This is a genomic window from Pseudomonas sp. GV085 (genome assembly GCF_003050925.1).
Lineage (GTDB): Bacteria > Pseudomonadota > Gammaproteobacteria > Pseudomonadales > Pseudomonadaceae > Aquipseudomonas.
On record NZ_QAOV01000021.1, the window covers coordinates 26,436 to 40,749 of the forward strand.

The following is a 14,314-nucleotide window of genomic DNA, read 5'->3' on the forward strand; positions in this document are numbered from 1 at the left end:
GATCAGGTCACACTGAGCGATCAGAGCTCGGAGAAGCACTCTTCGATGATCGCCAGACCTTTGTCCAGTTGCTCGTCCGGCGAGGTCAGCGGTACCAGGACGCGCAGAACGTTGCCGTAGGTGCCGCAGGACAGCAGGATCAGACCCTTGTCGCGAGCCTTGGCCACAACGGACGCCACGGCGGCAGCGTTCGGCTTGTGGCTGTCGCCGTTTTCGAACAGCTCGACGGCGATCATCGCGCCCAGGGCACGGACTTCGCCGATCACCGGGTACTTGGCCTGGATGGCCTTCAGACCGGTTACCAGACGCTCGCCAACAGCCTTGCAACGATCCAGCAGGTGCTCTTCCTCGAACACTTCCATCACGGCCAGGGCCGCGGCGCAAGCGATCGGGCTACCGGCGTAGGTGCCGCCCAGGCCGCCTGGAGCGATGGCGTCCATGTATTCGGCCTTGCCGCACACACCCGCCAGCGGGAAGCCGCCAGCGATGGATTTGGCGAAGGTGGTCAGGTCGGCGGCAACGCCCATCTGTTCCATGGCGAAGAAGGTGCCGGTACGGCCAGCGCCAGTCTGTACTTCGTCAGCGATCAGCAGGATGCCGTGTTGGTCGCACAGGGCACGCAGACGCTTCATGAATTCTTTCGGAGCGACGTAGAAACCACCTTCGCCCTGAACCGGCTCGATGATGATCGCGGCGATGTCTTTCGGCTCGGCGTCGTTCTTGAAGATGCGTTCGATGGAAGCGATCGAGTCGTCGATGCTCACGCCGTGCAGTTCGTTCGGGTACAGCGCGCGGAAGATGCCGCCTGGCATCAGGCCCATGCCGGCCGAGTAAGGCACGACTTTACCGGTCAGGCCCAGGGTCATCATGGTGCGACCGTGGTAAGCGCCGGTGAACGCAATCACGCCGGCACGGCCAGTGGCGGCACGGGCGATCTTGATGGAGTTTTCCACGGCTTCGGAGCCGGTGGTCACCAGCAGGGTTTTCTTGTCGAAATCACCTGGGACCTTGGCGTTGATTTTTTCGCACACTTCCACGTACGGCTCGTAGGCCAGTACCTGGAAGCAGGTGTGGGTCAGCTTGTTCAGCTGCTCGGTCACGGCGGCGATGACTTTCGGGTGCAGGTGGCCGGTGTTCAGTACGGCGATACCGCCGGCGAAGTCGATGAATTCACGACCTTCAACGTCGGTTACGGTCGCGTTCTTCGCGGAATCGGCGAAAATCGGGTGAATCTGGCCAACACCACGTGGAACAGCAGCGGTACGGCGGGCCATCAAAGAAGCGTTAGTCTTGCTCATACATTCCTCATTCACCGCTCATCGGGCGGCGTGGTTCAAGGATAAAGCGACGGGGAGCAACGGCGGCAGCATGCGATGATCGACTGCCACAGCGTTCCCGGCCACCGAGAAAATTCCGGTTTGAAGCGGCGCAAAGGGACAGCGCTCTCGTGCCCTTTGCGCTTGAAGCAATGCTCTTGCTGGCTTAGATACCCAGGCAGAGGTATTTGATTTCCAGGTAATCTTCGATGCCGTACTTGGAGCCTTCACGGCCCAGGCCCGAGGCCTTGATGCCGCCGAACGGCGCGACTTCGTTGGAGATCAACCCGGTGTTGACGCCGACCATGCCGTATTCCAGGGCTTCAGCCACACGGAACACGCGACCCAGGTCGCGAGCATAGAAGTACGAGGCCAGACCGAACTCGGTGTCGTTGGACATCGCGATCACATCGGCTTCGTCTTTGAAGCGGAACAGCGGAGCCAAGGGACCGAAGGTTTCTTCCTTGGCCACGGCAGCGTTATTCGGCACGTTGGTCAGGATGGTCGGCTCGAAGAAGTTACCTTCCATCGGCTTGCCGCCGGACAGCACGGTGGCGCCTTTGGAAATGGCGTCGGCAATGTGTTCTTGCACCTTGGCCACGGCTTTTTCGTCGATCAGCGGGCCAGTGGTGGTGCCTGCTTCCAGACCGTTACCGATCTTGAGCTTGGCCACTGCGGCCTTGAGCTTCTCGGCGAACGCGTCGTAGACCGAATCCTGAATGTACAGGCGGTTGGCGCAGACGCAGGTCTGGCCGTTGTTGCGGTACTTGGAAATGATCGCGCCTTCGACGGCCTTATCCAGGTCCGCGTCGTCGAACACGATGAACGGCGCGTTGCCGCCCAGCTCCAGGGACACTTTCTTGATGTCCTTGGCGCATTCCGACATCAGTTGACGACCGATTTCGGTCGAACCGGTGAAGGACAGCTTGCGCACGATCGGGTTGCTGGTCAGCTCGCTGCCGATGTCGCCGGCGCTGCCGGAAACCACGCTGAACACGCCAGCCGGGATGCCGGCACGCTGGGCCAGTTCGGCCAGGGCGAAGGCGGAAAACGGAGTTTGCGAAGCAGGCTTGAGCACCATGGTGCAACCGGCGGCCAGGGCCGGGCCGGCTTTACGGGTGATCATTGCAGCCGGGAAGTTCCACGGGGTGATGGCAGCGGTCACGCCGATTGGCTGCTTGATCACGATCAGGCGCTTGTCTGGCTGGTGGCCCGGAATCACGTCACCGTAGATGCGCTTGGCTTCTTCGGCGAACCACTCGATGAAGGAAGCGGCGTAAACGATTTCACCCTTGGCTTCGGCCAATGGCTTGCCTTGCTCCAGGGTCATCAGGCGAGCCAGGTCGTCCTGGTTCTCGATGATCAGTTCGAACCAGCGACGCAGCTTGGTCGCACGTTCCTTGGCGGTCAGTGCACGCCAGGCCGGCAGCGCCTTGTCAGCAGCTTCGATCGCACGGCGGGTTTCGGCAGCGCCCATTTTCGGCACGGTACCCAGAATTTCGCCCGTCGCCGGGTTGTTGACCTTGATCGTCTGACCATTGTCCGCATCAACCCACGCGCCATCGATGAAGGCTTGCTGGCGGAACAACTGGGTGTCTTTAAGCTGCATGTCGGCTTTCCTTAACAGCACCGCAATAAGCGGAGCAAATTATGATTGTTGAAAGGCGCCTCGATAGGCTGCCGTCAGGGAAATCATTCACCGGGCTGAAGCACATAAATAGCGCACTGATTCAAATCGCGCGGTTCAGCACCCAGAGATGAGCGTTTGAAATCTCAAACGAATCCTAGGATCAAAGGGGGTAAAGGACAATAGCCTGTTCGAAAAAAAGAACGAAAACGACGCTTTTGCCTATTTTTTCTGATCAACGTAGCAAACGCGCGTTACAGCTTTAAAAAAACGCAGGCGATTCAGCAGCATGGACGCCCGCAGCGCATATGAGTATCATGGCGCCCGCTGCACCAGTAGCTCAGCTGGATAGAGTACTGCCCTCCGAAGGCAGGGGTCGTGGGTTCGAATCCCGCCTGGTGCACCATACGCTGTAACGAGAAAGCCTCAGGCCGTTAGGTCTGGGGCTTTTTTGTGGGTGTATGAAGGCTAAGCGCCTAATGATCAATGCTGTTTTTTTCAAACAGTCGGGCGATGTCTCTCGCGCTATGCAGCACGCGTTCGACCTTGATCCCATCGTCCATCAAACAGTAGAAAACCAGATATCGGCCATGGGGAAGCATTCGCAATCCCTTGGCGCAATCGTCTCTTGAAACACCCAAACTCGGTTGTTCGATCAATCGTGTGCACTGCATGCGTAGCTCGCCCACAAACGTCCGGGCCCGTTCCGGGTTGTCCCGGGCGATAAAACGAGCGACTTGCAGCAGATCGTCCCGTGCCAATGCAGAGAAAAGCAATTGCCTCATGGACGGTTTTGCTCGGCAGCTACCTCATCAATCAGTGCATCAAGCTCGGCAAACACGGTATCGGCAGCAATGGCCGGACGCGGATCGTTGCGGCTGGCTGCAATGGCTTCACGAAGTTCGGCAGCGTGTAGCCGATCCAGCAGCTGTTGATAGGCCGCGTGCGGTAAAAGATAGGCGGCTGGGCGATTGTGGTTGAGCACGGCAACAGGTTCAGAACCCGCTTGCTCGATCACCGTGCTCGGGCTGCGCTTGAGCTCGGTGATGCTGACCGAACGGCTTGCAAGTAGCTGCTCCATGGCGGCTCCAAAAAGTACGAAAAAAAGTACCTTATAGTGTTCCATTCTCTGCAGGGGGGTCAACGAATCTCCGACCGGTGCTGTCCTGGCCCACAAAAAAACCGCCGAAGCGGTTTTTTTCATTCTGTCGTCCAGTCGAACTCGTCGTACTCATCATCGTCCTCGTCTTCCTCGAAGAACTCCTCTTCAAGGTCGTCGTCTTCAACAACGTCTTCTTCCGGCTGGTTCAGCAGAAAATCCTTGCGACTCTCGGTAATCGCTCGCCGCAGTTCTTCACCCTTTTGCGGGCAGTTGAGCATTTGGGCGATGCGGTCGATTTTTTTTGCCACGGCATCCTCCAACGCATCGGCTATAGCCTGATAGTGCGCGCTTTCGGGTCGGGATGCCAAATTCCCCGAGCACTGCGCACTTCAGTTTATTCCTGAAGACGGTTAGCGGTGATAGCGCCGCACCACGCTGCTGTTTTTCAGGACGTGACCTTTGATTTTTTCCAGCAGCTGCGCACGGGTCAGGCCGGCGGGCAAGGCGTCCGGGGCCAGGTCCAGGGCGTAGATCTGGATGATGTAGTGGTGCGCGCTGTCGCCAACGGGTGGGCAGGGGCCGATGTAGCCGGTGGTGTTTTTGCTGTTGGTACCGCCGACGCCCTCGAGGCCGGGTTTGGTCCCGGCACCGGCCGGGATCTGGTGGGTAGCGGCCTTGATGCCGTAATGCACCCAGTGATCGACGCCCTGGCCTTTTTGGCCGTCCGGGTCGTGCATGACGATGGCGTAGCTTTGGGTGGCTGCCGGGCCGGTGTTCCAGTTCAACGCCGGGGAAATGTTGTGTCCACCGCAACCGGCGGCATCACTGGCGGCGACCGAGGTGAACAGACGGTCATCGGAGACACCGGGAATGTTCAGGGTGAAACGTTCCTGGGCCTGCGCCGGGAACTGCACGCAAAGGGCGACTGCCAAGGCCGCGAGCCAAGTGTTGATTGAGGTCAATCGGGTCATACCGGAGCACCTTGTGCGTGTTGGGCCGTCGTCGGCGTGCAAACTATAGCCGGACCGTTCACGCCGTGGCAGGGGCAATTGGCTGAACCTCGCGATAAGTACCAGACTCATAAGTGAAACGTCTGTCTGGAGAGTAATCATGACTCTGCATCGCGTTGCGCGTGTGGCCAATGTGCCCGAAGACCGGGGTCTGGAAGTGCAGGTCCAGGACAGCAAGATCCTGCTGTTGCGGGCCGGTGAGCAACTGCGCGCGTATCAGGCCGAATGCCCTCATGCCGGAGCCCCGCTGGCTGACGGTGCGGTATGCAACGGGCGCCTGACTTGTCCGTGGCACAAGGCGCAGTTTCGGATCGAGGATGGCGGGCTGTGTGAACCGCCAGCCCTGGACAGCCTCAAGCGCTATCCCCTCGAAGTCCGTGACGGCGACATCTGGGTCGGCGACCAGCCGTTGCCGGACGCCCACACGCCTCCGGCCGACGATCCACGAACCTTCATTATTATCGGCGCTGGCGCGGCAGGTACGGCGGCGGCAGCGGCGTTGCGCGAGAAAGGTTTCGGCGGCCGGTTGCTGTTGATCGACCGCGAAGCCGACGCCGGATACGACCGCACCGCGCTGAGCAAATACGTGATCGCCGGTGAGATGCCGCTGCACGAAGTCCCGCCGCTGCGCGACGAGGACTTTTACCGCGAGCAGCGGATCGAGCGCCTGCGAGGCGAAGTGGCAAGCCTGGATGCGCCAAACAGGACGCTGCGGCTGACTGACGGCCAATCACTGACATACGACGCCGCGCTGCTGGCCACCGGCGGTGTACCCAATCCGTTGCCGCTACCCGGCGCCGACCTGCCGCAAGTGTTCGTCTTACGCTCCAAAGCCCATGCACAGCAGATTCTGGACAGCGCCAGCGCCGGCCAGCGGGTCGTGATCATCGGCAACAGTTTCATTGCCATGGAGTCCGCCTCGTCCCTGCGCCAGCTTGGCCTGAATGTAACCGTGCTGGCCCGCCACGAAGTACCGTTTGCCAAGCAGTTCGGTGACACGGTCGGCAAGGCCATTCGCGTGCGGCATGAAGCCAATGGCGTCGTGTTTCATACCCAGGGCAATGCGGCACAGATCGAAGGGACGGGCAAGGTCGAAGCCGTGCGCCTGGACAACGGCCAACGCTTGCCGGCCGATCTGGTGCTGGTCGGCATTGGCGTCAAGCCAGCCACTGAGGCCTTCACCGGGCTGCCGAAAGAGCAGGATCACTCGTTGCGTGTCGACGGCACAATGCGCGTGGCCGACAGCCTCTGGGCGGCTGGCGATATCGCCACCTTCCCGCTGAACAACCAATACCTGCGCATCGAGCACTGGCGACTGGCCCAGCAGCAAGCACGGATCGCCGCGGCGAATATGCTGGGTGGTGACGAGCATTATCTCGACGTGCCGTTTTTCTGGACCTGGCATTTCGGCAAAACCTACGACTACCTCGGGCACGCCGAAGCCTGGGACGAGGTCGAGTTCAAGGGCGACCCTTACGATCCACCCTTCATTGGCCTGTTCGGAAATAACGGCGTGGTGTCGGCGGCGGTGGCCTGCGAGATGGACCGAGCCATGGCGACGCTCGCCGAGCGGATGAAACAAACGTTGGCATGGGAAGAGGCATGGCGACTGATCCGTGACGTTCCCTAGCGCAAAACGCCCGGCGCCTGCACGATGCAGAGGCCGGGCGTTGCCGGGTACAAGGTCGCCGTTATTCGGTGGTGCCAGCACCCTCGAACTTGCTCATGACAAAACCGGCAAACTCTTCGACGGTCATTTTCTGGCCGTTGAAGTCCACCTGATTGTTGGCGTAATGCAAATTGGTGACGATGTTGTTGCCGTCCAGTTTTGCCAGCTGGCTGCCGACCGCCATGCTGCTGAACATGTCTGCGGTGGCAGTGGCCTGGTCGGCAATCAGCTTGGCATCGGTCTGACCGTCGATTTGCGATTGCACGGTAAGCACATCGACCAGCATGGGCTTGGACACTTGCAACTTGAAGTCCAGCAGCGCAATCAGCTGCCTGACCAACTGATCGGTCGGCAGATCGATGGCTTGTGGCTTGGTCAGGTCGAGCACCATGTTGGCGCGGCTCTCACCGTTGGCGGTGTTGAACGACAGGTTTTCCAGGGCCACCTGTGGACCGGCCGCCAGCAGTTTTTCCAGGCTGGACTTGAGCAGTGCTTCTTCAGCTTCGGTCAGTTTCAGCTCCGGTGCCGGCAGACCGGCCGCCGTCGCTTCGGCCGCCGCCCGCTCATACGGCTGCAGTTTGGTCTGGTAAACCTGCATCAACGACAGGGTCGCCGGAATGTCGAGGTTCTTCAGGCTCATGGCCAGCGCGCCGGAACCGATGGTCTTACCGTTCAGGGAGACTTCGCCGACCTTGTAATCGGCACGCCCGGAAGCGTTGCTGCCCGATTCTCCGGTCAGGTTTTTCATCTCGAATTTCTTGAAGTCCAGCACCGACTGCTTGACGCCAAAGGTCGATTTGCCGCTGGCCAGTTCAAGGACGTTTTCGCCGGTGTAGAAACCGTAGGTACTTTTTGTCAGGTTGCTGGCCAGGGTCAGGCCATTCAATTCAACCTGCACCGGTGCCTGGTCTTCGGACACGGTGATCACTTTCAGGCTGTCCATGTAGCCGTTGGCCTTGACCTTCTGTGCCTGGGCGCTGGCATCGACGTCCATGCTCAAGCCGGAGAATTTCATGCTCGACTTGTCATCCAGCGCCATTTCCAGCGGCTGCAACTCGAAGGTGCCATTGGTAGCGTTGTCATAGCCGATGTTGACCACGCCGGTCAGCGGGGATTTGTCCTTGGCGGCGGCAAACCACTTCTCAGTGGACGGGGTCTTTTCCAGTTCGTAGTGATTGGTCGCCAGGACTGGCAACCACTTCAGTGACATCAGCCGCGAGAACGGCAACGGGCCGTGTTCGATGTGATCGACAAACAGCAACTCGACCGGCGCTTCGCCGAACATTTCGCCTTCGCCCTTGAGACGGTAGTGCGCGGTGCTGCTGAATACATGACGCTCCAGTGACACCAGTTCCAGAGACGCGGTGCCATTGGAACCGACCATGGCCGCCTGCAATTCCTTGTTGGCATTGGCAATCGAGGTGTTCAACACACCTTCGATTTTGGTGCCGGTGAACCAGGCTCCGCCTGCGCTGACGGCACCGATTGCGACAACGATTCCCAGTAGCACGCCTGCTGATTTATTCATGTATGACCCGTTCAATGTCCGTTGTTGAAAGCGAGGTCGTCTTCCCTGAACCCATGACAGGTTGCGGCTCGACTGCGCTGAAAGTGGAAAGCAGATTAGCACCGGGCGCGACGAACGGCCCAATGATTAAAGGTGAAAGAGTGTCTTGGGGGGATGTTCATGAAGGGCGGAGAGTTTCGGCGGATGTTATGCCGTCTTCGCGAGCAGGCTCGCTCCCACAGGGGAATGCATTCCAATGTGGGAGCGAGCCTGCTCGCGAAGACGGCATAACAGCCACCAAAGAATCAGGAATACTGGACCTCGATCTCATCCAGCTGATGATCAAAGCTTTTGAGCCGTGCAGTCCAGGTGTACACCAGCACTTCGAAGTCGCGGTTGATCACCGCCCCGCCCTTCACTTCCGCGCGCGGGTCGCAGACGTCCAGTTGATAACGTTCGCGGGCCATGGCCGTGGCGACATCGGCCAGTTCCCGGGCATTGCTGAGCCAGTGCCGACCGTCGTCAGCCACCTGCCGGTCCAGCGCCAGGCATTGTTTTTTCAGGCTCTCGAGGCTTTTTTCCAGCGGCGTGCCGGTCAATTCGCCCATGACTTCCTGAAACGTGCGCCCCGGCTGCCAGTAACTGCCCCAGAAATAACGGTCGAACACCGTTTCGACACGACGCAACGCCACCTTGGTGTCCCAGATCAGGACCAGGGTCTTGCCTTGTTCGAGTTGTCTTTTCTTGATGCGTTGATTCTGGACCGAGGCCCAGGCCACCACCGCAATGGACATCACCGCAATCAGCGCGACGGCACTGTCGAGGAACGCCAGAGCCTTGTCGATCTGGTGGGCCAGCATGATGCCGTAGAAATAAGTGGCCGACAGCAGCACTAATGCCACGATGGCGCACCAGAAGCCGAGAGCATAAGGGTTTTTCATTCTTGGTTTCCCCCTGACCTGCGCGTGCCTTGTGCGAAGAAAGGGCGCTTTGCACGGACGCCCGTCCAACACTTCAAAGCATAGCAATGGCCTCAGGGTTTGCCGGAGTTCGACGCTTGCGTTCGTCCGCTTTCCCAACCGCCGCCCAGCGCGAGAAACAAATCGATCTGGCTGGCGGCAACCTGGGTGTTCGCGGCCGCCAGTTGCGCCGTGACGTCGGTGTAGGTGCGGATGGCTTGCAGGTCAGCCAGGAAAGACTCTCGGCCAGCCTGGAAAAAGCGATGGGTCTGGTCGGCCGCCAGTTTCGCCGATTGCTCGGCATCGGCCAGAGCGTCGCGGCGTTGCAGCAATGCGGCGTACTGGGCGAGGCTGGTCTGGGTTTCGCGAATGGCATTGAGTACCACCCCATCGAAATGCGCCAGCGTCGCCTGGGTCACCGCTTCGGCTTCGCGGATGCGCGCCCGGGCGCCGTTGGTCGGCACCTTCCAGGTCAGCGACGGGCCGAACCCCCAGCGGTTGGTGGACGGGTCGCCGAGATCGTCCAGGATACCGACGGTACCGATGGTCGCGCCGATGCTGATATTCGGGTACAGCTCGCCCGTGGCGACACCGATACCGGCAGTGGCGGTCGCCAGTCGACGTTCCGCCTGCCGTACATCGGGACGACGCTTGAGCAATGCGGCGCCATCGCCTACCGGAATCAATTGCGCGATTTTCGGCAGCTCGTCGCAGGTGGCGGTGCCGGCCGGCAGTTGATCCACCGGTTTGGCCAGCAACATCGACAAGCGGTACAGCCCGGCCTGACGCGCTGCCTCATAACGCGGCATGTCGGCGCGCAGGGATTTGAATTGGGTTTGCGAGCGAGTGACCTGGGTTTCGTCACCACGTCCGGCATCGCGCAGGCGCTGGATCAGCGTGGTGCTCTGGGCTTGCAGGTCGAGGGAGTGCTGGGCAATTTCCCGCTCTTCATTGGCCGCGCACACTTGGGTGTAGGCGCGAACCACATCGGCCACTACGGTGATGCGTGCTGTATCGGCGGCGGCCTGCGTCGCATCAGCATTGGCCTTGGCCGCTTCGATGCCGCGTTGCAAGGTGCCGAACAGGTCGAACTGGTACGACGCGCTGATGCCGATATCGCCAATGTTGGCCACGGGCACTTTTTCCGGGATCAGGAACGCCTGGCCGGACTCCTGCAAGCGCTGGGCGCCCATCTGCACGCCGCCGCTCCAGCCGCCCGCCGCTTGCGCCTCATCGACCTGAGCGCGAGAGCGGGACAGACTGGCCGCCGCCACGCGCAAATCGGTGTTGGAGGCCATGGCCTGCTGCACCAACTGGTCGAGTCGCGGGTCCTGATACAAACGCCACCAATCGGCCGGCACCGGCGCGGACACCACCGTTTTGCCGTCGACCGCCAGATCGCCCTGGAAGTCTGGGCGATGGACCGCCGCCTCTTCAGGCAAATGATAATCCGGCCCGACCATCTGACATGCCGACAGCAGCAAGCCTAATCCGGCGACTGCCAAACCCGAGGCCCTGCTCATTGCGCCGACTCCCGCTTCTGATCGTCGATGATCGATACCGTGGCGGTGCGCCCGGCGATCATGCGGAAATCTTCCGGCACGTCATCGAAGGCGATGCGCACTGGAATTCGCTGGGCCAGCCGAACCCAGCTGAAGGCCGGGTTGACGTTGGGCAGCAGGTTGTTGCCACTGGTGCGGTCGCGGTCTTCGATACCGGCGACGATGCTTTCCACATGCCCGCGCAGGCGCGCATTGTCGCCGATCACCCGGATGTCGACGCTCTGGCCGATGTGGATGCCGTTCAGTTTGGTTTCTTCGAAGTAGCCATCGATATGGAACGAGTTGCTGTCGACCACCGACAACACCGGACGCCCGGCGCTGATGAACTCCTGGGCCCGTGGCGCACGGTCGTTGACGTAGCCGTCCACGGGGCTTCGGATCACCGAGCGGTCGAGGTTGAGCTGCGCACTGTCCACCGCCACCTGGGCTTCCATCAAGGCCACTTGGGCGCGGGCCACTTTCGACTGGCTTTCTTCCAGTTGCTCACCCGGCACCAGATTACCCAGGCCCTTGTTTCGCTTGGCCTCGCGCTGGGCCTGGGCCAGGGTTTCTTCACGGTCGGCGACCGCTGCTTTGGCCTGGCGCAGGGCCAGCTTGAAACGGTCCTGATCGATACTGAACAGCACCTGGCCGCGCTTGACCAACTGGTTATCGCGCACCTCCACTTGCTGGATCAGACCGGACACGTCCGGGGCGATTTGCACGATGTCGGCACGGATGTGCCCGTCGCGGGTCCAGGGCGCGAACATGTAATACATCACCATGCGCCAGACCACGACAACGGCGAAGCTCACGATCAGCAGGGTCAACACCACGCGACCCAGGGTTAGAAACGGTTTTTTCATGTCATCAGGTATCGACTGAGTGAGTCCACGGCGCCAAGCAGCAAGGCGTAGAGGGCCACGTTGAACAATGCCCGGTGCCAGACCAGACGGTAAAAGTGCAGGCGCGTCAGCACCCCGTGCACCAACAGGTACAACACATACGTAATGCCCATCAGCACCAATAGCGTGGGCAGGAACACCCCGCTCAGATCCAGGTCGCCGATCATAAAGGTGCTCCATCAATGCCATGGGGAAGCGGCTCTTCGGGCTCGGCGGCACCGACGAACTCGACGCCGGGCAACAGTGCCAGACGCAGGCCACTCAGGGCGTGCAGCAGATGCCGACGGGTTTCATCATCGCCGGCACCGCTGAGGGCGCGGCGCGTGCGGTCGAGGGTCATCAGCAACGGGCTCGGTGCCTGCAAGCGCTCACCAGCCTTGAGACAGGCCTTGAAGTACTCGCCCACTTCGGCCACCACCTGGCGCAACAGCACCTGCGGCACACCAAGGACCCGCGGCGTATAAGCGAGCAGGTCCAACAGATTCAGCGCCACTCGCACTTCCCGCAGCGCCACGCCGGAGTCCTGGCCGGTCATGGCCAGGCGCGGCAGATGCTGCATCAGCCGATCGAGCATCCGAATGCCCAGAAGTCGATGTTCAGACAACGTGGCCGGCTCGGAGAGGCTGACAATGTCACGCCAGCTGAAACGGGTCAGGCGCTTGGCCGCCAGTTCAGCACCGAACGGCCGGGCAATCAGGGTCCAGATGAACGCGAACAGCAGCCCCATGGGGCCGGCCAGGTTGGAGTTGGCGAAACTGAGGAAGTCCGCGTCGTAAGCGCCCTGAATACTGATGAAGGACGAGGTGTTGACCAGAGTCAGCAGCATGCCCAGGTAGAACTGCGGCTTGACCGTCAGGGTGCCGACGCAAATGAACGGCACGGCAAACGCCAGCACCAGCATCGGAAAGTCGTGCAGGTTGGGCAGCACCAGAAACAGATAAAGGCTGGCGAACACCACAGACATCGCTGTCCAGAAAAAGAACCGATAAATCTGCGGCGCCGGGTCGTCCATCGAGGCAAAGAAACTGCACGCCACCGCCGCCAGGATCACGGCGCTACCGCCATCGGTCCAGCCAAGCAGAATCCACAGCACCGAGGCCACGATAATCGCGGTGACGGTGGAAGCAGCGGAGTAGAACATCAGGCCGCGATCCAGAAACGGGGATAGCCGCCCCAGGCGCCAGTGCCGATACACCGCGCGCCAGCTGTCCTGGCTTTCGCACTGGATGGCGTATTGCAGGCTGCGGCAGTCCTGCCACAAATCGATCCACTCGCCGAGGCGGTAAATGGCGTTGGAGAACAGCAGTTGCTTGCGCTCATCCAGCGCTTCGGGAGCAGGTTGCAGGGCCTCAAGTCGATCCTTCAGGGCTTGCCAGCGGTCGAGATCGGCTTCCTTGTGCTCGAGCCATTCGGTGGTGGCGGCCAGCAACGGCGCGAACTTGTCCACAAGCTCGGGGGTGCGCCGTTCCAGGGCGTAAAGCGCATCGTCGAGGGCATCGATCACTGGCAGCAGGTGAATCATCCGTCCGCGCAATTCCTTGGTGTTGCGCACTGTCTGCGGACGCGAGCCTTCGTGGGGCAACTGACCGATCATCAACTCCAGGGAGTTGAACGTGGCGACCATCGACGCGCGCAACGCGCTGACTTCTTCAGGCTGCACGTTGCGGCTAAGGAAACGCAGGCTGCAGGTCGAGGCATCGGTAAACCATTTGCCCACCGAATCATTGAACACAGGCGCCAGGCGCCGGGGCCAGAACATCGCACCGACCACCGCCGCCACGACGATGCCGAGAAAGATTTCTTCGGTCCGCGCTTCGGCCACGTCCCACACGCCCAGCGGGTTGTTCACCACCGGCAGGGCGATCAACGGCAAGGTGTAACCGGCGAGCATCAAGGCGTAGTTGTTGGCCGTGCGCAAATGCAGGGACAGAAACAGCAGCGTGCCGGTCCACAGTGCAATCACCACCACCAGCACGTAAGGGCTCTGCACGAACATTGGCACGAACAAAACCGCCGCCGCAGCGCCGATAAAGGTGCCGACCGCCCGGTACAACGCCTTGGAACTGGTAGGGCCGAGAAACGGACTGGAAACGATGTACACCGTGGCCATCGCCCAGTACGGACGCGGCATTTGCATAAGCAAGGCGATGTACAGCGCGATCATCGATGCGGCGAAGGTGCGGACTCCATAGAACCAGTCCCGCGCCGGGGGCATGCCCGAGAAGAATCCGTTCACGAGTTAGCCACCGATGGCGGCGTGGCCGCTTCAAAAGCTCTCAGTACCCGCAGCGTAGCCTCCAGATCACTCTGGTCAATGCCTTCAAGGACTTCGTGGCGCAAGCGCACCAGCTCCACTTCGACCGCCTGCACCAGCTCCCGACCGGTTTCGGTCAGGCTCAGGCATTTGGCGCGGCGATCCTGTGCATCTTCGGTGCGGCAGACGTAACCGGCATGGCACAACTGATCGAGCAGGCGCACCAGCGACGGGCTCTCCATCCCTGCCGCTTGCGCCACCGTCACCTGGCGCACGCCCTCACCCAGACGCCCGATCATCAATAGCGGAACGGCGCAGGCTTCGGAGATTCCATAGTTGACCAGCGTGGTCTGGCAGATTTTGCGCCAATGCCTGGCGGCCACCACCATGGCGCTGCTGATGCTCATCTGGAGAACGTCGAGGT

General features: G+C 60.9%; 14 protein-coding genes and 1 tRNA gene. 2 read left to right on the forward strand and 13 right to left on the reverse strand.

Annotated features, from left to right (window positions below):
* Positions 1–20: 20 nt before the first annotated feature.
* Positions 21–1,298, reverse strand: a complete 1,278-nt coding sequence (gene gabT / locus C8K63_RS28625; protein ID WP_108219752.1) for a 4-aminobutyrate--2-oxoglutarate transaminase — start codon at positions 1,296–1,298, stop codon at positions 21–23.
* Between the two features lie 184 nt (positions 1,299–1,482).
* Positions 1,483–2,925 (reverse strand): NADP-dependent succinate-semialdehyde dehydrogenase, encoded by a 1,443-nt coding sequence (gene gabD / locus C8K63_RS28630; RefSeq protein ID WP_108219753.1) that lies wholly within the window; start codon positions 2,923–2,925, stop codon positions 1,483–1,485.
* A 347-nt stretch (positions 2,926–3,272) separates the two neighbouring features.
* Here gabD and C8K63_RS28635 point away from each other — a divergent pair.
* Positions 3,273–3,349 (forward strand) — tRNA-Arg (locus C8K63_RS28635).
* Between the two features lie 70 nt (positions 3,350–3,419).
* On the opposite strand, the gene C8K63_RS28640 is transcribed toward C8K63_RS28635, so the two are convergent.
* The 4 genes from C8K63_RS28640 to C8K63_RS28655 are packed head-to-tail and all read right to left on the reverse strand — an operon-like array spanning position 3,420 to position 5,016.
* The gene (locus C8K63_RS28640; protein ID WP_108219754.1) at positions 3,420–3,728 is read right to left on the reverse strand and encodes a type II toxin-antitoxin system RelE/ParE family toxin; all 309 of its coding nucleotides are present in this window, start codon (positions 3,726–3,728) and stop codon (positions 3,420–3,422) included.
* The gene (locus C8K63_RS28645) at positions 3,725–4,147 is read right to left on the reverse strand and encodes a type II toxin-antitoxin system Phd/YefM family antitoxin (RefSeq protein WP_223530027.1); all 423 of its coding nucleotides are present in this window, start codon (positions 4,145–4,147) and stop codon (positions 3,725–3,727) included. Before C8K63_RS28645 ends, C8K63_RS28640 begins: the two co-directional genes overlap by 4 nt.
* Positions 4,144–4,413, reverse strand: a complete 270-nt coding sequence (locus C8K63_RS30555; RefSeq protein WP_256595032.1) for a hypothetical protein — start codon at positions 4,411–4,413, stop codon at positions 4,144–4,146. Before C8K63_RS30555 ends, C8K63_RS28645 begins: the two co-directional genes overlap by 4 nt.
* A 42-nt stretch (positions 4,414–4,455) precedes the next feature.
* Positions 4,456–5,016, reverse strand: coding sequence for a YbhB/YbcL family Raf kinase inhibitor-like protein (locus C8K63_RS28655; protein ID WP_108219757.1), 561 nt, complete (start codon positions 5,014–5,016; stop codon positions 4,456–4,458).
* 139 nt (positions 5,017–5,155) lie between these two features.
* On the opposite strand from C8K63_RS28655, the gene C8K63_RS28660 reads away from it, so the two are divergent.
* Positions 5,156–6,685, forward strand: coding sequence for an FAD-dependent oxidoreductase (locus C8K63_RS28660; RefSeq protein ID WP_108219758.1), 1,530 nt, complete (start codon positions 5,156–5,158; stop codon positions 6,683–6,685).
* 61 nt (positions 6,686–6,746) lie between these two features.
* Here C8K63_RS28660 and C8K63_RS28665 read toward each other — a convergent pair whose 3' ends face one another.
* The 7 genes from C8K63_RS28665 to C8K63_RS28695 all read right to left on the reverse strand — a co-directional run bounded on the left by C8K63_RS28665 (position 6,747) and on the right by C8K63_RS28695 (position 14,297).
* Entirely contained in the window at positions 6,747–8,252 is a 1,506-nt protein-coding gene (locus C8K63_RS28665) for a YdgA family protein (protein ID WP_108219759.1), read from the reverse strand.
* Positions 8,253–8,536: 284 nt separating this feature from the next.
* Complete coding sequence (locus C8K63_RS28670) at positions 8,537–9,172, reverse strand: NADH:ubiquinone oxidoreductase subunit N (RefSeq protein WP_108219760.1); 636 nt, start codon at positions 9,170–9,172, stop codon at positions 8,537–8,539.
* 92 nt (positions 9,173–9,264) lie between these two features.
* Positions 9,265–10,713 carry an efflux transporter outer membrane subunit gene (locus C8K63_RS28675; protein ID WP_108219761.1) on the reverse strand — a complete coding sequence of 483 codons (1,449 nt, stop codon included), beginning with the start codon at positions 10,711–10,713 and terminating at the stop codon, positions 9,265–9,267.
* The gene (locus C8K63_RS28680; protein ID WP_108219762.1) at positions 10,710–11,597 is read right to left on the reverse strand and encodes an HlyD family secretion protein; all 888 of its coding nucleotides are present in this window, start codon (positions 11,595–11,597) and stop codon (positions 10,710–10,712) included. The genes C8K63_RS28675 and C8K63_RS28680 overlap by 4 nt, the downstream gene beginning before the upstream one ends.
* The gene (locus C8K63_RS28685) at positions 11,594–11,803 is read right to left on the reverse strand and encodes a DUF1656 domain-containing protein (protein WP_007987399.1); all 210 of its coding nucleotides are present in this window, start codon (positions 11,801–11,803) and stop codon (positions 11,594–11,596) included. The genes C8K63_RS28680 and C8K63_RS28685 overlap by 4 nt, the downstream gene beginning before the upstream one ends.
* Positions 11,800–13,872, reverse strand: a complete 2,073-nt coding sequence (locus tag C8K63_RS28690) for an FUSC family protein (protein WP_108219763.1) — start codon at positions 13,870–13,872, stop codon at positions 11,800–11,802. The genes C8K63_RS28685 and C8K63_RS28690 overlap by 4 nt, the downstream gene beginning before the upstream one ends.
* Complete coding sequence (locus C8K63_RS28695; protein WP_177413324.1) at positions 13,869–14,297, reverse strand: MarR family winged helix-turn-helix transcriptional regulator; 429 nt, start codon at positions 14,295–14,297, stop codon at positions 13,869–13,871. The genes C8K63_RS28690 and C8K63_RS28695 overlap by 4 nt, the downstream gene beginning before the upstream one ends.
* Positions 14,298–14,314 lie beyond the last annotated feature (17 nt).

Coding starts and splice junctions, on each gene's coding strand:
- C8K63_RS28685 (WP_007987399.1), bottom strand. CDS start 11,803: ATGATCGGCGACCTGGATCTGAGCGGGGTGTTCCTGCCCACGCTATTG.
- C8K63_RS28665 (WP_108219759.1), bottom strand. CDS start 8,252: ATGAATAAATCAGCAGGCGTGCTACTGGGAATCGTTGTCGCAATCGGT.
- C8K63_RS28645 (WP_223530027.1), bottom strand. CDS start 4,147: ATGAAAAAAACCGCTTCGGCGGTTTTTTTGTGGGCCAGGACAGCACCG.
- C8K63_RS28695 (WP_177413324.1), bottom strand. CDS start 14,297: ATGAGCATCAGCAGCGCCATGGTGGTGGCCGCCAGGCATTGGCGCAAA.
- C8K63_RS28655 (WP_108219757.1), bottom strand. CDS start 5,016: ATGACCCGATTGACCTCAATCAACACTTGGCTCGCGGCCTTGGCAGTC.
- C8K63_RS28680 (WP_108219762.1), bottom strand. CDS start 11,597: ATGAAAAAACCGTTTCTAACCCTGGGTCGCGTGGTGTTGACCCTGCTG.
- C8K63_RS28640 (WP_108219754.1), bottom strand. CDS start 3,728: ATGAGGCAATTGCTTTTCTCTGCATTGGCACGGGACGATCTGCTGCAA.
- C8K63_RS28675 (WP_108219761.1), bottom strand. CDS start 10,713: ATGAGCAGGGCCTCGGGTTTGGCAGTCGCCGGATTAGGCTTGCTGCTG.
- C8K63_RS28670 (WP_108219760.1), bottom strand. CDS start 9,172: ATGAAAAACCCTTATGCTCTCGGCTTCTGGTGCGCCATCGTGGCATTA.
- C8K63_RS28660 (WP_108219758.1), top strand. CDS start 5,156: ATGACTCTGCATCGCGTTGCGCGTGTGGCCAATGTGCCCGAAGACCGG.
- gabT (WP_108219752.1), bottom strand. CDS start 1,298: ATGAGCAAGACTAACGCTTCTTTGATGGCCCGCCGTACCGCTGCTGTT.
- gabD (WP_108219753.1), bottom strand. CDS start 2,925: ATGCAGCTTAAAGACACCCAGTTGTTCCGCCAGCAAGCCTTCATCGAT.